The following is a 19,499-nucleotide window of genomic DNA, read 5'->3' as shown; positions in this document are numbered from 1 at the left end:
GTTTATTCCCCCTCTTATAATAATTCAAATACGCCAGCAGCACCCATGCCGCCACCAATACACATCGTGACAATACCAAATTGTTCGTTGCGACGACGCATTTCATGTAAAAGTGTCAACGTTAACTTCGCTCCGGTGCAACCGAGCGGATGACCGAGAGCAATCGCTCCTCCGTTCACATTTACCTTTTCTTCATCTAATCCGAGTTCCCGAATGACTTGAATCGCTTGTGAGGCGAACGCTTCATTTAATTCAATTAAGCCAATGTCAGAAAGCTCAAGTCCCGCAAGCTTAAGCGCTTTTGGAATCGCCGCAATCGGACCGATGCCCATCACTTCTGGTGGAACACCTGCTACTGCAAACGAACGAAATTTACCGAGTGGTTGTAAACCGAGCGCTTTCGCTTTTTCGTGATCCATGACCATCACCGCAGCTGCGCCGTCACTCGTTTGCGAAGCGTTTCCCGCCGTTACTGTTCCGTTTACCGAAAAGGCAGGACGCAACTTCGCAAGCGTCTCCATATTTGTATCTGGGCGAACCCCTTCATCTTGACTAAATGTTATCTTTTTCTCTACTAATTTATTATTTTCAATATGACGGACAGTCACATCGACTGGTACAATTTCATCGACAAATTTTCCTTCTGCAATCGCTTTTGCTGCTCTTTGATGGCTACGAACGGCAAACGCATCTTGGTCTTCTCGCGTCACACCGTACTTCATCGCTACTTGCTCGGCAGTATGCCCCATCGACATGTAATACTCTGGCGCGTTTTCTGCAAGCTTCACGTTCGGACGTACGACATGGCCCATCATCGGAACCATGCTCATCGACTCAACCCCACCAGCAATAATTGTATCCGCGTGCCCGAGCATAATTCTTTCAGCAGCATATGCAATCGCTTGTAATCCAGATGAACAATAACGGTTAATCGTGATCGCTGGCACCGTATATGGCAAGCCAGCAAGCGCCCCAATGTTGCGCGCTATATTTAGCCCTTGTTCCGCTTCGGGCATAGCGCATCCGATAATGAGATCATCAATGTTTCCTTCATAGTTTCCTGCCCGTTTCAACGTTTCTTTGACAACGATCGCCCCTAAATCATCTGGTCGGACGTTAGCTAACGTCCCTTTTTTCGCTTTGCCGACAGGCGTACGCGCTCCGGCAACGATGACCGCTTCTTTCACGTCAATCCCCCCTTAGTTTCTTAACGGTTTCCCTTTCACAAGCATATGTTGCATGCGCGCTTGTGTTTTCGGCTCGCCGACAAGGCTTAAAAATGCTTCGCGCTCTAAATCAAGCAAATATTGTTCGTCCACTTCTGTTCCGTACGGTACGCTGCCACCAGCAATAACGTAAGCAAGTTTTTTCGCAATTTTTAAATCGTGCTCTGAGATGTAGCCGGAATGATACATTCCTTGCGCACCAAGCAACAACGTCGCATAGCCTGTTTCCCCGACAACCGGAATTTTTTTGCGCACCGGTGGTTTGTATCCGCTCTCATATAACGCTAACACCGCTTGTTTTGCGTCATGAATGAGATGATCGCCATTGATCGAAATGCCATCTTGTGCATTTAAGAAATTCAATTCACGCGCTTCCGCGGCAGATGTTGATACTTTCGCCATCGCAATGGTTTCAAACACTTTATTTGCAACTTTTTGTAGATCAAATTCCACACCGTTCGGCATGCCGCTCAAATGTTTAATATACAGCTCTTTATTTCCACCGCCACCCGGAATGAGACCGACACCGACTTCGACAAGTCCCATATACGTTTCAGCGGATGCTTGAATGCGTGAAGCTGGCAAGCAAATTTCCGTTCCGCCGCCAAGCGTCATCGCAAATGGCGCCACGACAACTGGTTTTGGGCTATATTTAATATTCATCATCGCTTGTTGGAATTGACGAACGACCATTTCAATTTCAAAATAGTTGTCATCTTGCGCTTCCATTAAAATCATCGCAAGGTTTGCACCGACGCAGAAGTTTTTTCCTTGATTTCCGATAACAAGTCCTTTATAGTTGCGGTCAACTTCTTCTAACGCATAGTTAATCATTTGAACAATATCAAAACCGATCGCATTGTTTGGTGAATGAAACTCAAGTAACGCCACATCGTCACCGAGGTCGATCAAGCTTGCACCACTATTTTTCTTAATGACCCCTTTTTGTTCTTTTAAGCGCTGAACATGGATGACTTTTTCGTTTTCTTCAACCGGTTTATATTGCCCACGGTCGTAATATGATACTCGGCCATGTTCGTGTTTATAAAACGTTTCATGTCCGCTCGCAAGCATATCTTCAACCCACGATGGTACTTGACGACCTTCGGCTTTCATTTTTTCAACAGACTGCTTCACGCCGATTGCATCCCACGTTTCAAAAGGACCGAGCTCCCAGCCAAAGCCCCATTTCATCGCACGGTCAATCGCTACGATGTCATCTGCAATTTCTCCAAGCAGCTCAGCCGAATATAATAACGTTGGACTTAAAATGTTCCAAAGCAATTGCCCTGCCCGATCGTTCGCATATACAAGCGCTTTCAATTTATTCGCTGTCCCTTTTGCCTGCTTGCTCATTTCAACAGACGGTGCCTTTAATTTTTTCGTCGGTTCATACTCAAGCGTTTCGTAATTTAATTCAAAAATGTCTTTTCCTTTCTTGTAGAAAAATCCTTGACCAGATTTGCTGCCAAGCCACCCCTTTTCCACCATTGTTTTCATAAAAGATGGAACAGTAAATACTTCTTTTTCTTCACCTTCTACTTTTTCAAACACATTGTTGGCCACATGAATAAACGTATCTAACCCAACAACATCAAGCGTGCGAAACGTTGCACTTTTTGGGCGGCCAATTAACGGACCTGTCACAGAATCGACTTCACCTACGCTATAGCCACCTTTCATCATTTCGCGCACAGTGACAAGCAAGCCGTACGTTCCGATCCGATTGGCAATAAAGTTTGGCGTATCTTTCGCAAGAACGACTCCTTTTCCGAGCACGTTTTCACCAAATTGTTTCATAAACGCAACAACCGATGGATCGGTATGCTTTGTCGGAATGACTTCTAGTAGTTTTAAATAGCGTGGCGGATTGAAAAAGTGCGTGCCTAAAAAATGCTTTTTAAAATCGTCCGAGCGTCCTTCCGCCATTGCTTCAATGGAAATGCCAGATGTGTTCGAGCTGACAATACTTCCTTGTTTTCTTACTTCATCCACTTTTTCAAACACACTTTTTTTCACATCAAGCCGCTCAACAACGACTTCAATAATCCAGTCACATTCTGCTAAACGGTGAAAATCGTCTTCAAAGTTACCGACTTCAATGAACGCTAAATTTTCTTTCGACATGAGCGGTGCTGGCTTTTGCTTCATTAAACGTTCGACCGCTTGATTGACAATGCGATTGCGTACTTGTTTATGTTCAAGCGTCCACCCTTTTGCTTTTTCTTCGGCTGTCAACTCTTTCGGTACGATGTCTAACAACAATGTCGGAATGCCGACGTTTGCTAAATGTGCCGCAATCCCCGATCCCATGACACCGGAACCGAGAACAGCTGCTTTTTTAATTCGCATTCTCCTTCCCCCTTATCCCGATTGAATGAATGGTCATTCATTTTTCCTTTATCTTAAATATAAATTATATTTCAAATTTTCGCAACAAATAAATGTAACGAATTTTGTCAACGATTTAGGAAATGATACGAAAGGAGGTGAATGGCGATGAAAATGAAAAAACACCCATCGAAAGCAGGTGTAAGTGCTGCAAGCGTAAAAGGAAATGCAGGACCAACAGTGGAACGTGATGGTGGCGGAAAAAAGACGAGCCAAAATCAACAATATGGAAAAGAAAATATGGGGAATGAATAAAGGTGGGATGCGCCCACCTTTATTTCTTTAATATCCCTTTTAACACAAATGCCACATTTGCTGGACGTTCCGCTAAACGACGCATAAAGTAGCCGTACCAATCGGTTCCGTATGGAACGTAGACGCGCATCGTATATCCTTCGCGCACTAATTGTTCTTGGCGCTCCGGGCGAATGCCGTATAACATTTGAAATTCAAATTGATCGTTTGGAATGTTATGTTCTTTCACGAGCTGTTTCGTATATTCGATAATCGCATCATCGTGTGTCGCAACAGCTGTGTAGTTGCCATTTAATAAATGCATTTTAATAATCTTTTTAAAGTTTTCATCTACATCTTTTTTATCTGGAAAAGCTACTTCTGGTGACTCTTTATACGCCCCTTTCACAAGGCGTAAATTTGGATGATACGCATTTAAATCTTCAATATCTTTTTCCGTGCGATACAAATATGCTTGCAATACCGTTCCGACATTGTCATACTCTTTTTTCAGCTGTTTAAAAATATCGATCGTTTTTTGGCAACGAGAATAGTCTTCCATATCAATTGTCACAAATACACCGTGGGCTTTTGCTTCATCTAAAATGCGACGCATATTTTTCATCACAAGCTCATCGGAAATGTCCAATCCCATCGATGTCATTTTTAGTGATAGTTGTGAATTTAATTTATTTTCACCAATCGCACGAATCGCCTCAATCGAATGGTTCGCCATTTCATTTGCTTCTTGTTCATTATCAACAAATTCCCCTAAGTAGTCGATCGTGACCGCTAGCCCTTTACGATTGAGTTCTTTAATCACGTCTACTGCACGTTCAATCGTTTCCCCCGCTACAAAACGCGACGCACCGAAACGAAGACCGTACCGCTTTGCCAATTTTGTTAACGTTTTATTTTTTGATAAAAATAAGAAAAAGTCGCGCATTAATTGTTCCATTGTTGTTTACCCCCTTTGCAAGCGCATCCACCCGTATTGTAACACGTTTTCAATCACTTGAATATGTTTTTGTCGAATAGTCGTATTTTTTGTCTACATACGTATAACTATACGGCACGTGGGCAATATACAGTCGAACATGATTTTACATGGAGGGATGATCATGCAACAACAAATGAACACACAACAACATGCGATGATGGCTCAACCACCTGAAATGATTTCAACGAAAGACGCCCTTTATTTAACGGATGCCTTATCATGGAATTTGCTTGCGATGAAAAAAGCTCATTTTTTTGCTTCTCAATGCCAAGATCAAGAAATTAAACAAGCGATTGAGCGCGTCGGACAAATGCATCAACGCCATTATCAACAATTGTTACATCAATTACAGCCATCCGCACACATGCAATAAGGAGGACATAACGATATGAAAGTGCAAAATACTGAAACACAAATTCCGAAAACACCACAAATGAACGATCGCGATTTTATTAATGATATGTTATCAACTGAAAAATATATGACGGATAGTTATTGTACATTTTTAAACGAAGCAAGCCATCAACATTTGTATGATGAAATTTTGCATATGTTTACCGAAACACAAAATTGCCAACGTGAATTGTACAACTTAATGTTTAAAAAAGGTTGGTACGCGCTTGAACAAGCAGACCAGCAAAAATTACAACAATCATATCAACAATTTCAAGGATACGCGAGCCAATTCCCATACAACAATATGATGCAGTAAGAAAAGCCGGCTGCTTAGGCAGTCGGTTTTTTTGTATAATAAGGATAAATTGTTTAGAAGCGAGGGATCATCGTGTTCCAGAAAAAACAAACCTACGAACTTGTTCCTGGAGATATTCTCCTACATCCTTTATACCGTCCAGACGGGCTATTATTCGTACAAAAACATAAAAAATTAAGTGAGTCAGTTATTGCACATATTAAAAAACAATTTCCAAAAGATTTTCCGTTTCTCGTCGTTTCATCCGAACAACAGCTTCACGATTTTATTCGTGAGAAGCAATATGAACATCATTCATTTTATGAAGCACTAAAACAAGTTGTCGATATACACCGTCAATATATCCAAATGCCTATTACTGTACAGTTATATGAACCATCATTGACAGAAGAAGAGGTAGAAACAACGTTTCTTGCTGAATTAAATCTTTTCTCTCCAACATGGGCACTAATCGAACAAACATTAGACTCTCCACGCCTTTTGCGACGTGCCAAACAAATTGATGAACAGCTAAATCGCATTGTGTTAAAAGACGAAACGATTTTACATTTATATCAGAAAATGCGCCAATATCACGATGTACTTGCGATCCATAGCTTAAACACAACTGCTATTTCATTAATGCTTGGGCTCGTTTTAGAGCTAAGAGATGAGGATATTATTGAACTTTGTCTCGCAACTTTGTTTGCTGACATCGGATTTACACAAATTCCAAAAGAACAATTTGTTAACTATTTAAACGAAGCGAAAACGAACGAGGAAATTATGCGCAATCATATTAAGTTATCTATTGAATTAATTACTTCCTCTGCATACGGTCGTCAAAAAAACATCATTTACGGCATACTTGATCACCACGAATGGTTTAATGGATGGGGTGTGCCAAATAAAAAAAGTGGCAACGACATCCATTTGTACGGACGTATAATCGCCATCGCACAATACTACGATGAACTTGTCGGCGGCTATATTGGCGAGAAAAGCTATACATCTTTTGAAGCGATAAACGAAGTATGGAATGAGCGCGGAAAAAAATTAGATCCTCACATTTTGCGTATTTTTTTAGATAAAACGGCTTTATATAAGGTTGGACAAGCTATTCAAATTCGTCCGTATGAGTGGGCTTCAATTATCGGATTTACAGATTATATTCACGATCCCCTCCGCCCTCTCGTCCAAAAGCGTGATGGAACAATCATTGATTTATCACGAAAACGTTAGGTCGCCCAACCATTGGACAAATGCCCTGCATACATTATCAGTGTAATGAAGAATGTATAGGGAGGGAATGCTCAATGTATGGTCGCAGACCGTTTTTCGGCTTTTTTGGTGCACCGTTTTTCGGAGGCTTTTTAGGTGGATTACTTGGTAGCGCATTAACGCCTTATCCGTTTTATCCACCACGCCCATATTACTACCCACCACGTCCATATCCGTTTTACCCATATGGCGGCGGATGGTACTATTAAGCATAAAAAGCTAAGGAGCACTAGCTCCCTAGCTTTTTTCTATGCTTGAAAAGAAAGGGCAACTTCATATGAAAACATTTCGTTTCCAAGCACATAGTCAGGACGATCTTTTGCTTTTTGCTCATGCGCTTTACGAAATGCCTCACTTTGCGTCCAAGCCTCGAACGATTGTTTGTTCTCCCACGTAGTGCATACACGTACTTCATCATAATCTTCAAGCCCTTGCGTCACATGCAATTCTAAACGAATAAACCCAGGTGATTGTTCGATACCTTTTCTTTCTTTAAATCGCTCAACAAGTTGTGAAGCATATCCTTTTTTTACACGAATCGCATTTGTAACAACGTACATGTGTCATCTCTCCCTTTTATTTTTTTGAAATTACGAATGGATCAGCAGTTACTTTTTTCCCTGCATACTCAACTGCATATACAACAGACTGCTCTTCATCTTTTTCCGAGATCATCGGAACTACAATGGTAGCTACTGTTCGGTCTTCACTTAACGTAATCGTTGCCGGTTGGACAACTTGCTCCTCCCCTTTATTAATCGCGACCGTTATTTTCATATTTGCTGCGTTTAATGAAGAAACAGGAATATCAAAATATAACGTAAGCGCACCGTTCGTTGCTTCTACATAATCTAGCTCAGCTACAGGAGGCGTAATTAAATCGTTATACACTTCGGATAAGTTGTTATATTCATTTGTCAAATCTGCCCGGAACGTATCCGATAGCTTTGATAATAATGCATTGACTGCATCAAGCACTTTTTTCGCTTCAGCGAGCTTCCCATCTTCGAGGTATTCATTCGCTTTTAATAGTTGCTCGTACACCTTCACATCATTTGCATATTTATCATAGAGCGCCTTACTTTTTGAAAATTCTTCTAAAAGCAGTTTTCGAACATTCGCTTCGGACACGTTGTTATATACACGAAGCTGACGATTTTGCACGTATACTTGCAACTGTTTATGCGCCGCTTCCAACGCATCCATATCTTCATCAACAATTGCTTGCTCCAAAGCCGTTCTCATCTTTTTAGATCCTTCAAATACAACAGACGCATTCAAATACGGAATGACTCGTTTAGCCATATACGTTTTATACGCACCATCTAACTCACTAACATATTTCTTTTTCTCTTTCCCAGCAGACTTTTGAACAGCTTGTTTCGCTTGTACATATAACTGATGGGCCTTTTTATACTCAGCTAAAACGGTCGCATGTGGCGGGATGCTCCCTGTTTTTTGAACATACGCTGTATACGTTGTATGGGCTTTTTTCATTTGCGCTTTCGCTTCATTGACGATGGTAGCCACATTCGTTTTCGCTTCTGAAACAATCGGTTGAAAAGAAAGAAGCAAACTGAACATGATAAAACCGATGACCGTCATATTTATAATTTTTTTCGTACTCATTGCCCCTCAAGTCTCCCTTCCTCATTTTTATCAACAATTACATGCGTAAATCGTTCACCGTTTAAATCGACATCAAACGCTTGCCCAAAACCAACAACGTAACGTCCCTCCATTGGAGTAAGTTGAAAAAGCGAAAAATCAATACTTCGCAATAAACGAATCATCGGTTTGCCGTGAATGTCCTCAAACTTAGCAAAAATATGATCATTTCCGTTGTTACCAATGTGCGTTGGCTTACACGTGAATCGAACGCGCTCTCGTGCAAACAAATTGGTTGATGTTGCTTCATCAGCAATCAACAATACAGAAACTCGCTCGTTACGTTCTATATATTGGAAATGTTCAGCCGTTCGGCTAATAAAAATGTAAAAATGACTTTCGTCTATCACAAAGGGGGCATAACTAATAAACGGCTCACCATGGTCATTTATTGTACTGATCATCATTGTTTTACATTGTTTCACAAATTGCACATAGCGCTCTCTTTTTTTCTCTTCCAATGTTTTCTCACCTTTTCTACGTTAAGCATGGAATGTGACACGTTTTTCGGATAGGAATAAAAAATGGCTTATCCCCTTCATAACGGATATCGACATCAATACCGAATATATCTTGAAACATTTGTTTGCAAATGACGCATTGTGTGCGATCATCATATTGAATCTTCCCGTCTTTCATTACAATCATTCGATCGCTGTATTGTGCTGCTTGATTAATGTCATGTAAAACCATAACGACTGTCATACCTAATTGGTCATTCAACATTTGAATGAGTTCCATCACTTCTAATTGATGGGAAATATCTAAATATGTTGTCGGTTCATCAAGCAACAACACTTCAGGCCGTTGTGCCAACGCCATCGCAATCCATGCACGTTGACGCTCTCCACCAGACAAAGAGTGTAAAAATCGGTATTCATACGATTGCAAATTTGTCATTTCTAATGCCCAACGAATCACTTTTTCATCTTCGTCGTTTAACGATTGAAACCAACCTTTATGAGGGTTTCGACCAAACTCGACAAGTTCTCGAACCGTCATATCCAATTGATGATTGTTCGTTTGAGGCAACATCGCCATTTTTTTAGCGATCGCCTTACGACTTAACGTATGAATTTCACTTCCATCTAGTAAAACGGTTCCACCGATTGGCTTTAACACATGTGAAAGGAGACGAAGGAGCGTCGATTTTCCTGAACCGTTCGGGCCAATCAAGCTGACAATTTCTCCTTTTTGAATGTCAATATGAACATCTTCAATTGAAAAATGCTCCGAGTGTTGATACGTAATATGTTTAGCCGAAAGCACGCACATTCCCCCTTTTATGGAGAATATATAAGAAAAACGGTCCACCTAAAAATGAAAGCAACAACCCGACTGGCAATTCAATCGGATCAAACCAACTGCGCGCAATCGTATCAGCAAACACAAGAAACACCCCGCCCCCTAGTGCTGATAACGGCAACACAAAACGATCATCGCTTCCAACAATAAGTCGAATCATGTGTGGAACGACAAGACCAATGAAACCAATTAATCCAGAAACACTGACCGCAATACCTGTTAAAAATGTACTAATGACAATTAAAAAGAATCGAGAACGTTCCACATGATGCCCTAACAGTTTCGCCATCTCATCTCCTAAATGGAGAATGCGAATGTGCCGAATAGCAAGAAGCGACAAAATCAATCCTGGGATGCTATAAAGCACTAACAATTTTGCCTGCTCCATCGTCGCCCCTGAAATGACGCCTGCCATCCAAGGAAGAACCGCTTGCACGCGATCGCTATACAACAACATAATCGCACTCATCGTTGCACCAATAATGGCGTTAATGGCAACACCGACTAAAATAATTCTTGCAATGGATGAACCACCTTGCCATGCTAAAGCGTAAATAAGCATCGCTGTGACAAATCCTCCGATAAACGCTGCAAGCGGCAACAAAATGATATATTGCGGCAGTACAATCGTAATAATGACTGCCATTAACGCCGCTCCTGACGATACACCGATAATACCAGGGTCAGCAAGTGGATTTTTCATTACCCCTTGCATAATCGTTCCCGAAACAGCTAAACACATGCCTACAATTAAGCCAACGATCGTTCTAGGCAATCGTAAGTCCCATACGATCGTATAAAACATCGAATCTTTTTCCCCTGTAAGCCCTTCCCAAACTTCATGCAATTGCAACTTTACACTTCCTGTAACGATCGAATATAAGCATACAAATACAATAGAGATGAGAAGAAAAACGAACGTCCATATTCTTCTTTTTGTATAAGGATGTTTTCTTTCCTGTGTGTCACTAACAGTCATGTTATCCCTCATCTATTACTTTTTCATTTTTGCCCGCACTTTTAATAACTCTTTATTCATATGATCTAATGCGTCTGTAATTTTCACTCCAGGGCTTGCGGCAAACAGTTCACTTGGTAAAAAGATGACGTTTTTATTTTTCACCGCTTTCAAGTTACGCCATGAACTTGTTGACATTAACTTAATCATTGCTTTTTTTGTTTCAGCATGGTTCGCATGTGTAATGATGAAAATTACATCTGGATTGCTCGCGATAATGCGTTCCGTACTTAAATTAGCGTATCCAGGATAGTCTTTCAGTTGCGAAAAGCTTGCTGCAATATTTTCTCCACCAGCTTTCGCTAATACATCACCGGAAAATGATGTCGGTAAAGCGACAAGGGAACTAGCCCCTGAACCGAATAAAATAACAGCACGCACTTTTGTTTTCGTTTTACTATATTTTTTTACTTTACTATCAATCTTTCCAACTAACACTTTCGCTTTTTGTGTTTTGTTAAACAATTTTCCTAGTAGCGTAATAGACGACTTAATATCATCCACGGAGCTACCAGAAGTGATAACGACTTTCAATCCCAATGATTGTGCTTTTTGAATATGCCCTAAAAAAGATGCCCCCGCAATCACTACATCCGGCTGTAAACTAACGATTTTTTCGAAGTTTGGTTGATGAATGTTTCCTACTTGCGGAACAGATTGTAAACTTGCATCCACAGGTGTAGCAGAAGTCGGTCGCCCTACGACTTGTACACCAAGCGCTTGAAGCGTATGTAAATCCCCCGGACTTAATACAACAACACGCTCGGGTGTACGATCAAACGTCACGGTTCGCCCGGCTAAATCTTTAATGGTTAACTCGGTCGATGCTTCAGCCGTCCCACCGTTGAAAGCAAACAATCCGACAAGCAAACATAAAGACAGGACATAAGAAAATAATTTCCTCATTTCCCTTTCTCCTTTCTAATGATTATCATTATCATTTACAAATAACATAATAATCGATATTGATAATCTTTGTCAATTAGTTTTTTTCGTATATAAAAAAGTTATAAACGGTAGAAACATACCCAAAATAAAAAACGACCGCCAACGCAGTCGTTTTCCTCTTTACTAAGTATGGAGACGGTGGGAGTAAAACCATATCATGTGAAACCTTGATATTTCAAAGTTTCAAAACCTCTGTTTCTTGCATTGTGCAAAATTTGTGCAAAATTATTTTCAGTGTACCAATCCATGCAAACAAGGCGGAGCGATCCGCCTTGTTTATCCAAAATAAGTGATGATTAAAACGATGACAAAGCACACCAACACTACCACATCACTCGGCTTCATCTTCTCTTCGACGCGATACGTTCCATACGTACCATCTACCTTCACCAGCTTTATTTCGCGGGGCGGTTCATCTTCATATGTGACTTCATCCAAGTCTAATAACAATTCCCCCTGTTTCCCGAAACTGTATAGGTCGCTGTCGTTCGGAAGGAATCTCCCCTTCTCGTCGCGCAGGCGGTTCGACACGTCGATTCGTGGACGACTGTAATAGTCGCGTTCCTGCAACATGTTCAGGAGCAACCGAAGCTTCTCCTCTTCTTGTGGCGTTAGCATTGACATCCTCAACTCCCCTTTTGTTTTCTGGGCATTGCTCCAGCCATAATTGATGGTCCAACAGCTCCCATGGAGGAGAGGGAAGAGGGACGTCTTTTTTCTGATATTGCTTTAACATTGCCTGAAATTCTTTTGTATGCGCTGCTGTAAAAAGAGCTGCTCGAATGATTTGATTTCGATCTAAACTCGTCGCGTAAAACAAAGCATCCACATAATCACGAAAAACAGGAGCATACCGCACTGTTGGACGATACACACTCATTTGGTTGACGTCACCGGCGCTTTTTCATTCGCAATAGCTTCAAGTATTTTTCGCCCCTCTGACGTCAAGTAGACGCCTTTCATTTGTAATAGTTGTTGAGCCAAATCTTTTGTCATTCGTCATTTCCCCTTTCAGTATTTTGACGTCTGTCCGACGTCTTGGTACATAATATGGACTAACAATTGAATTTATGCCATTAAAATTCTTGAATAAAGAAAATAAAATTCTTAAGAGGAGTATCAAAACCATTTATCGAAATGAAATAACAGGGGGGATTAATAGATGTTTCAATTAGAGAGTCGCATCGGAGAATGGCTTGAAAAGAGTGGATATCGAAAAGACTTTGTTGCTAAACAATTAGATATTGGTGTTCGTCAACTTGATAAATACATAAAAGGAGATAGCTTTCCATCTGTACCGCGTTTGTTTATGCTGGCGGAGTTATTCCGATGCACTACAGATGACTTGTACAGAAAAAAAGAACCTACTCAAAGCGAGTAGGCTTATATCTATTCTACGGATGTTTTAACTATGGTTTGGCTACATATGAAGCGAGAGCTTTTTGAACATCATAAATGCTTTTATCTTTTCTAAATTGTTTTGAAATAGTTGGTTCTATTGCACTTGAAATCCAAATTTTTAGTTCTGCATCAAGATCAAAATGCCCTGCTGTTTCTATACTAAAACGAGAGATACTTTTATAAGGAACAGAGAGATATTCGACTTTTTTACCAGTCATTCCTTGTTTATCGATTAATATAAGCCGTGTGTTTGTAAAAACAATAAGGTCTCTAACTAATTTGAAAGCTAGTTCAATTTTTTCGTTTTCTGCAATAATGACTTCTAATTCCTTTTCCACTTCATTAATATCTGCTTTAGTGGCATTACCCATTAATCCGTCTAATAGTCCCATCTTCTAACCTCCCTATTCATCGACAATCAATACCAGTTATTCGACAAGGAGATAAATTATTCCTTCTAATAAATAAAAAAATCCCCTGCCGAGTAGCAGGGGAAAAATCAAACGATCACAGCTGGATATCCTTTTTTCTTTAGTTCTTCTGCTAAACGTTCCGCATTTTTTCGATCACTGAACACCCCGACTTGGACGCGATACAATTTTCCGTCAGACGGTTTTTGTGTTGTCTGTGTTGAATTTTCTTTTTTCTTTAAGCCAAAGGCTTTAATAATACCTTGCACGTGGCCGTATATAATTTGTTGCAAGAACTGCTCCGATTTTAATTTGACAGCATCGTTGACATTGTCAATGAACAAGTTTTCTGTCAAAATGGCCGGCATTTTCGTTTCCCTCAAAACCGCATAGTTAGCTCGTTTCTTACCACGATCGTTAACATTACCAAGCGATTTCATGATTTCCGCATGAATGACATTTTGATATGCAATCGTTGCTGAGTTAGCGTTGGGGTGTACATACGATTCGAACCCCGTTCCTCCTCCAGCATTGATATGCACACTTAAAAAGAAATCTGCTCCTGTTTTATTTGCAATGGCTGCTCGTTCAGATAACTCAAGAAAACGGTCATCTGTGCGTGTGTAAAGTATTTCAACGCCTTCATACTCTTCAAGCATCTTACCGATATGTTTTACGATAGCAAGCGTCAGGTCTTTTTCCCTCAACCCATTCGCAATAGCACCGGGATCGTGTCCGCCATGGCCAGCATCCAGAACGATCTTCATTTCTTCTCCGCCTCCTTGCTTTTCCCTTTCAACACTTCCACCGCCTGTGTCAGCCGCTCTGGCACGGGTACACCCATACGTCCAGCATTTTCAAAAATACTCAACAATTCATTTGCCATATAAAAAACGATAGTCGCATCGCGGAACATATTTTTTGTTCCAAGTGCGCTATCGACCAAATGAGCCAGTGCAACCATGACAAAAATCATGACCTTCCTGACGATCCCTTTGAATCCGACCTTGCTGGATAAAGTTCCTTCTGTGTATCCCGCCACCATTCCAGTTCCGTAATCAATGATCACCATCCAAAATAATACGAGTAGCAGCCCTGTTGACTCGCCAAATAAATACCCAACCACAGCCCCCAGCGTGACCGCGACGGTCTTGTAAATGATATCGAATCGTTCCATATGTTTCACCTCAATAGCTATCAATGTAAAGATCGTAAGTCAGCTTCATCGTATTTGTGTTCGTTTTTGTGACCGGACTAGGCAAAAGGTTACGCGCACCGATAAAACCAATAGGTGAAATGGTAATAGTTCTTTTTGTCGTATCACCGTTCGACGGAGTAAGATGCCTAATCTCTAAAAACTGTTTATCGTGTTGGCTAAATACAATTGGAAAATAACTATAACTGTTTGAACCTGCAGGTGCAGGTGTATTCTTACTAAAATCCAATGTTGAACGGTCGAGAAAATAATTGTAGCCATTATACACACTCATAAAAAACATGTTTAATTCAGGTAAATAATGTGCTGGGTATATGAGATCTGTTGGTGAAATTGTTGTTGATGAAATCATTCTTACTTCCAAGGGACTAGACAAGTTACTTATATCATACCTTGCCACTTGAAATGGATATGATGATCCAGTGTTTGTTCGAGCACCAATATAAAATTCTTGCCCCGCAATACAGAAAAATTCTTTTGGATATCCAGAAAACGATCTAGTTGTTTGCGATGTTCCTGGAATATTTTTTGACATTCCATTTGTACCAAAACAAAATAAAGTATTAGCAGTAAATACATATATATCCCCATTCGATGCAATATCAAATACATCTATACTTGTTGTATTCAATACCGCATATACTGCTCCATTTGTTATTTCTTTTGTTTGTACATCGAAGTCATACATCAATATCGCGATCTTATTTGATGATGCTTCTCTAGCTGCAAAATATAACTTCCCGTTTTTAAAGCGAGCTAAAATATTATTTAAAAATACATATCCATTCGGGGCAGTAACTTGCACGGTTTTTTTACCTATCACCCCAAAAATTCCGTTAAGGAACGGATCATAATTCCAATATACACTTTGGAACGTTCCATTTGCTGCGTGCGTTGGCCAGTCATAGACAAGGTGAATGTGACCAGGCTCCACAAAACTTTCTGAAGAGTTTAGAGACCCTCTTTTCGTATCGCTACCTGAATATGTTGATTTCTTCCCTGCCCATCCAATCACGCGACCACGCATAATGATTTCATTTTCAGGATCTTCGGGACCGTCATAATCAGTCAAAATGATATTACTCATGGGAAACGATCCAAAATACCAAGGAACATCAAAAATGGTATTGTATTTAGATAAACTGTCCATAGGACCATTATATCTAGGTGAGGTATAACTTGTGTCGAGAGAATCTGCCAAAAAGGCAAACAAAGCCGCTTGTCGTTGTAGTTCCTCCATGATTTTCGAAATAAAGTTCTCACTCTCAATGCGTTCGACGATTTTTCCAGTCCATGCATCAAACAGCTCAACCGTATGCACGCCTCGCACCGTTTTAAAAGGCTTTTCTTTAACGATTTCTAGCACTTCCCCAGTCAAGAAGTTCTGTTTCTTCGCTTTGCTTTGTCGGATCATCTTCCCCCTCCTAGCCCATATTTGTAACAATTATTTCATGTGTTTCAATGTCTCTGTTCATGATCCTGTGATGTTGTTGCATCGATAGCAACATTGGATGATCAATGACAATATGAATAGCTTCGTTGGTTTGAATCGTTGTATACATCCCTTTGTTGAAACGATATATTTCCGCCACACTTGGACGTGGGATATCAGGTGCTAAACCACCTAACAAGTTTTGTGCATAAACGAACATTTGCAAACCGTCCTGGGGAATCTCGAGCGTCCCTGTATCTGTAAACATTTGCACTTCTAACATGCCTGTACCACTAGGCATTTGCGCAATGACAAACGGCAATCCGATCGTATGCCACCCCACAGGTAAATATTGCTTCATTTCTGGTCCGATGTTTGAACCGTTCATCATAATCTTTATCGTAAGCGTCAACGCTACTTTTGCCTGACAAATAAGTAAAAGTCCAATCTGTGCATTCGTACTACCGAAGTTCGTGACACTCATTTGCAGTGGAAACACAGGACCCGTTCCAATGGATTTTGATGAGCCAGATGTAGCATAAAGCAAATCAGGCTGTGCTGCTTGTACATCACTGCTAATACTGTCATTTGAAATGTCTCCCAGCCCTGGCTCTAAAAAACCCAGTTCTATTTCATTTCTCCACGGCTCTTGCGGGTAAACTTTCATGCGTAAAATTCGCGTTGTAACGTCTAGGCGTAAATCTTCGTTGAAAATCCGTACATCGTCCCCAAGATAGAACTTGTCCTCTTCAAGCCCTGTAATGGCTGAGAGGTCGAGAACACTAACTTGATAGCTGATTCTCGGAAACGCCATTTCTTTCAACATGTCCTCGGCATATCTCTTCAAGTTACCAGGCAGTATGAACCGTTCATCTTCAAGGATGTATTCTTTTCTATATTTCTGACGCGCTTCTGAAAGTGGAACGCCTTGCGAAACATACCAATCGTAATTTTCTACATAGTTTTTTCCATCGTTCACTTCTGCGATTGTCAGCCCGTTTTTCCCATACGGGATGATGACTGTAGCTTCAGGTGGGGTGATCGTCCGTTTTACGCTTTTGAGGTTTTTACGATACCTGAATGATGCACCACGATTGCTACCAATCCGCTTCACTAAGTTAATCATTCGATTCATGCTATCCCATTGGATTTCCAACCCTAGAATCTTGGCAACTTGTCGCACCAGCCATAACGCGGTTTTGCGGCTTTCCTTAAGACTGAATATTTCATCTTCATAGCCCGTTTCAATGATGCCAATTTTCCAGCCCGTACCGTTCAAAATTTTCTCCAATCCAGTTCTCAATTCCTCAGTGTTAATTTCAATCGCTGGAAAAACTCTATTGAGCAACTCAATGTACGCTAATTCCGCTGTGACAGCAAAATTAAATTGTCCATTTTCATCCATACCGTCCTCAATTTCTGTGACAATATAGCGCCGATTTTTATATACTAGTTGCCCATCGTATTGAATAAGTCTCGTTTTTGGATCATTGAACGGCATTTCGAAATATAAAATGGATTTGTCATTCAGGAAGTCATCTGTATAGATGTTCTTCGCGTTTTCGAGATACGCAGCAAGCCTCCTATCAAGCGTATATACCCGTATAATATCTCGATACACATTCGAGTGACGTCCTAGCGTCCGAACACCTCTTGCTTCTTCCCATATGGATATACCTATGCTTTTTAGTATCGGCGTTACCTGCTCGTTTTGTGTTTGCAACGTTGCGCGAATCATGAGAGTTTGAAAGTTTTGTACAGCATTCGGTAACGACTCTCCGTTGACCACCTCATACCATTCCACTCCGTCCGTCGATACCTCTACGATCACGGTTGTGCCTACTGGCGCTTCATAGTCAATTATCACTCGGCTTCCCGTTGCGTTTCGCACCATATCATTCGTAATCGTAGCAACCCATGTCCCGCTTGTTCGATACTTTGTTATCGTTGTATCTACGCCAGTGATAGAAAGATTGTCAATATACGCTTGATCGTCATGGCTGCTTACACTTCCGTCTTTGCTATACTGCCATTTAAACGTATATGTCCCCGATGCCAAATCTTTCGCAAAGTGTTTAAAACTTGTATTATTTCCGCTGTCTTTAAATTGTTCGACGCCGTTAATATAAAACCTTAAATAATCATAACCGCTCTCGCTACTAACTAAATAGTCAAATTCAATACGTCCGCCCTGTGGCAAATGAACTGTTATCTCCGTCGCGCTTGCTTGGCTGTCCCCTATATCTTTATTTGTATAAGAATATGATCCACTGGCCTTCCGCGCTGTCGTGCGCTGCCAGTCTCCTATGAATGTAAAATTCCGCTGTTCCCCTTCAAAATCATCTATAATCGTACCAATTCCACCAGTTTGATAGCTTTGAAGCATAAGACCGTTCGGACTTAAAACAAGGTTGTTGATCGTTCCTTGATTCCATTGCTGTCCTTGAAACAGCTTATTCATTTCAGATACAATCAAACGATCCTCCCTCCCTTCTTTCAAAAATATAAAAAGAACGTCATCCCTTTATGTTGCACTGATAATTGTTGCTCGGATTTTATCTGTCGTATTTTGAGCACAAAAATACAACTCTTTCCCATACTCAAGACGGAATTGCTGTCCAGGAGATAAAGGGATCCCTTTTGTGCTATCTACATCACTTTCACCGATGTAAATAGGTTCAACGTTTGCTGCGTCAGCAGTAATAATATATTCAACAATTCGCCCTTGTACAGAAGATAGAGGTATTACTAACTCACTTGTATTAGTGTTTGTCGCTGACTTCGCTATCGACTTCATGTTGTTCGGTGACACTTTTGTGATTTGTAGTATAGTCGGTTGTGCAATATTTACATTGATTGGTGTTACACTATCCACTAAGACAGTCGGTTTATTAACAATATCCACAGAACCAATTTTATTGTTACCTGATGGAAGCCCACTTGTAACATTGATATTCACTGGAGTCGTACTGTCAACACGAACCGTTGGGGTGTTCGCTATATCCACAGATCCAATTTTGTTCGTTCCAGACGGAATCGGTGAGATCAAGACACTTTTAAGTGCGTCGTTTTGCAACGCACTTGGTAGTTTCGCAATCAACGCTTTTAACAATCCGATGACCGTTTGCGCTGTAGCTGGATCCGACGTCGAGCCTAACGCTTCAATGTCAGCGTTCAACGCCTTCATGAACATGTGCCACTTGGCGCCGTCATAATACGACGAGGTTAATTTATTATCTAAATCAGTATTTAAACGTCCATTTTGTTGCGGCATGTGT

22 protein-coding genes are annotated in these 19,499 nt (G+C 40.8%); 6 read left to right on the top strand and 16 right to left on the bottom strand.

Features of this window, described 5'->3' with window-relative positions:
* Window positions 1-14: 14 nt before the first annotated feature.
* Together JV16_RS08150 and JV16_RS08145 are read right to left on the bottom strand one after the other, a co-directional pair.
* Window positions 15-1,187, bottom strand: coding sequence for an acetyl-CoA C-acetyltransferase (locus tag JV16_RS08150; RefSeq protein ID WP_021093671.1), 1,173 nt, complete (start codon window positions 1,185-1,187; stop codon window positions 15-17).
* Window positions 1,188-1,199: 12 nt separating this feature from the next.
* Window positions 1,200-3,578, bottom strand: a complete 2,379-nt coding sequence (locus JV16_RS08145) for a 3-hydroxyacyl-CoA dehydrogenase/enoyl-CoA hydratase family protein (protein WP_042535179.1) — start codon at window positions 3,576-3,578, stop codon at window positions 1,200-1,202.
* A gap of 147 nt (window positions 3,579-3,725) precedes the next feature.
* Here JV16_RS08145 and JV16_RS15210 point away from each other — a divergent pair, with 147 nt between their 5' ends.
* Window positions 3,726-3,872: a YuzL family protein gene (locus tag JV16_RS15210; protein ID WP_009362277.1), complete on the top strand. Its 147-nt coding sequence runs from the start codon at window positions 3,726-3,728 to the stop codon at window positions 3,870-3,872.
* Window positions 3,873-3,891: 19 nt separating this feature from the next.
* Here the strand turns inward: JV16_RS15210 and JV16_RS08140 are convergent, their stop codons facing one another.
* A complete protein-coding gene (locus JV16_RS08140) occupies window positions 3,892-4,809 on the bottom strand; it encodes a proline dehydrogenase family protein (protein WP_009362278.1) in 918 nt (305 codons plus the stop codon).
* A gap of 163 nt (window positions 4,810-4,972) precedes the next feature.
* Here JV16_RS08140 and JV16_RS08135 point away from each other — a divergent pair, with 163 nt between their 5' ends.
* The 4 genes from JV16_RS08135 (at window position 4,973) to JV16_RS15780 (ending at window position 7,032) form a co-directional block, all read left to right on the top strand.
* Complete coding sequence (locus JV16_RS08135; protein ID WP_009362279.1) at window positions 4,973-5,224, top strand: hypothetical protein; 252 nt, start codon at window positions 4,973-4,975, stop codon at window positions 5,222-5,224.
* Between the two features lie 15 nt (window positions 5,225-5,239).
* Complete coding sequence (locus JV16_RS08130) at window positions 5,240-5,563, top strand: spore coat protein (RefSeq protein ID WP_009362280.1); 324 nt, start codon at window positions 5,240-5,242, stop codon at window positions 5,561-5,563.
* 72 nt (window positions 5,564-5,635) lie between these two features.
* A complete protein-coding gene (locus JV16_RS08125) occupies window positions 5,636-6,784 on the top strand; it encodes an HD-GYP domain-containing protein (protein ID WP_021093673.1) in 1,149 nt (382 codons plus the stop codon).
* A gap of 74 nt (window positions 6,785-6,858) precedes the next feature.
* Window positions 6,859-7,032, top strand: coding sequence for a hypothetical protein (locus JV16_RS15780; protein ID WP_009362281.1), 174 nt, complete (start codon window positions 6,859-6,861; stop codon window positions 7,030-7,032).
* Window positions 7,033-7,071: 39 nt separating this feature from the next.
* Here the strand turns inward: JV16_RS15780 and JV16_RS08120 are convergent, their stop codons facing one another.
* The 7 genes from JV16_RS08120 to JV16_RS15685 form a co-directional block, all read right to left on the bottom strand.
* Window positions 7,072-7,383, bottom strand: coding sequence for an antibiotic biosynthesis monooxygenase (locus JV16_RS08120; protein WP_021093674.1), 312 nt, complete (start codon window positions 7,381-7,383; stop codon window positions 7,072-7,074).
* Window positions 7,384-7,399: 16 nt separating this feature from the next.
* Window positions 7,400-8,452, bottom strand: coding sequence for a hypothetical protein (locus JV16_RS08115; protein ID WP_021093675.1), 1,053 nt, complete (start codon window positions 8,450-8,452; stop codon window positions 7,400-7,402).
* Window positions 8,449-8,952 (bottom strand): HugZ family pyridoxamine 5'-phosphate oxidase, encoded by a 504-nt coding sequence (locus JV16_RS08110; protein WP_021093676.1) that lies wholly within the window; start codon window positions 8,950-8,952, stop codon window positions 8,449-8,451. The genes JV16_RS08115 and JV16_RS08110 overlap by 4 nt, the downstream gene beginning before the upstream one ends.
* Before the next feature lie 16 nt (window positions 8,953-8,968).
* Window positions 8,969-9,760: an ABC transporter ATP-binding protein gene (locus JV16_RS08105; RefSeq protein WP_021093677.1), complete on the bottom strand. Its 792-nt coding sequence runs from the start codon at window positions 9,758-9,760 to the stop codon at window positions 8,969-8,971.
* Complete coding sequence (locus JV16_RS08100) at window positions 9,747-10,775, bottom strand: FecCD family ABC transporter permease (RefSeq protein WP_021093678.1); 1,029 nt, start codon at window positions 10,773-10,775, stop codon at window positions 9,747-9,749. The genes JV16_RS08105 and JV16_RS08100 overlap by 14 nt, the downstream gene beginning before the upstream one ends.
* 15 nt (window positions 10,776-10,790) lie before the next feature.
* Complete coding sequence (locus JV16_RS08095) at window positions 10,791-11,720, bottom strand: ABC transporter substrate-binding protein (RefSeq protein WP_021093679.1); 930 nt, start codon at window positions 11,718-11,720, stop codon at window positions 10,791-10,793.
* 318 nt (window positions 11,721-12,038) lie between these two features.
* Window positions 12,039-12,386: a hypothetical protein gene (locus JV16_RS15685; protein ID WP_160289325.1), complete on the bottom strand. Its 348-nt coding sequence runs from the start codon at window positions 12,384-12,386 to the stop codon at window positions 12,039-12,041.
* A 538-nt stretch (window positions 12,387-12,924) separates the two neighbouring features.
* Here JV16_RS15685 and JV16_RS08080 point away from each other — a divergent pair.
* A complete protein-coding gene (locus JV16_RS08080; RefSeq protein ID WP_042535176.1) occupies window positions 12,925-13,143 on the top strand; it encodes a helix-turn-helix domain-containing protein in 219 nt (72 codons plus the stop codon).
* Window positions 13,144-13,171: 28 nt separating this feature from the next.
* On the opposite strand, the gene JV16_RS08075 is transcribed toward JV16_RS08080, so the two are convergent.
* From JV16_RS08075 to JV16_RS08045, 6 genes are all read right to left on the bottom strand, one after another.
* Complete coding sequence (locus JV16_RS08075; RefSeq protein WP_042535174.1) at window positions 13,172-13,555, bottom strand: PH domain-containing protein; 384 nt, start codon at window positions 13,553-13,555, stop codon at window positions 13,172-13,174.
* 107 nt (window positions 13,556-13,662) lie between these two features.
* Window positions 13,663-14,340, bottom strand: a complete 678-nt coding sequence (locus JV16_RS08070; protein ID WP_042535172.1) for an N-acetylmuramoyl-L-alanine amidase — start codon at window positions 14,338-14,340, stop codon at window positions 13,663-13,665.
* Window positions 14,337-14,750 carry a phage holin family protein gene (locus JV16_RS08065; protein ID WP_042535170.1) on the bottom strand — a complete coding sequence of 138 codons (414 nt, stop codon included), beginning with the start codon at window positions 14,748-14,750 and terminating at the stop codon, window positions 14,337-14,339. Before JV16_RS08065 ends, JV16_RS08070 begins: the two co-directional genes overlap by 4 nt.
* Window positions 14,751-14,760: 10 nt before the next feature.
* Window positions 14,761-16,203, bottom strand: coding sequence for a hypothetical protein (locus JV16_RS08060; RefSeq protein ID WP_052481242.1), 1,443 nt, complete (start codon window positions 16,201-16,203; stop codon window positions 14,761-14,763).
* A 10-nt stretch (window positions 16,204-16,213) separates the two neighbouring features.
* On the bottom strand, window positions 16,214-18,697 hold the full coding sequence (locus JV16_RS15010; protein WP_052481240.1) for a phage tail protein: 2,484 nt from the start codon (window positions 18,695-18,697) through the stop codon (window positions 16,214-16,216).
* Window positions 18,698-18,745: 48 nt separating this feature from the next.
* Window positions 18,746-19,495: a hypothetical protein gene (locus JV16_RS08045; protein WP_042535164.1), complete on the bottom strand. Its 750-nt coding sequence runs from the start codon at window positions 19,493-19,495 to the stop codon at window positions 18,746-18,748.
* Window positions 19,496-19,499: the final 4 nt, after the last annotated feature.

The organism is Anoxybacillus ayderensis, assembly GCF_000833605.1.
GTDB lineage: Bacteria > Bacillota > Bacilli > Bacillales > Anoxybacillaceae > Anoxybacillus > Anoxybacillus ayderensis.
Note: the sequence above shows the minus strand (reverse complement) of the source record. Positions and strands in the feature narration are given on the sequence as shown.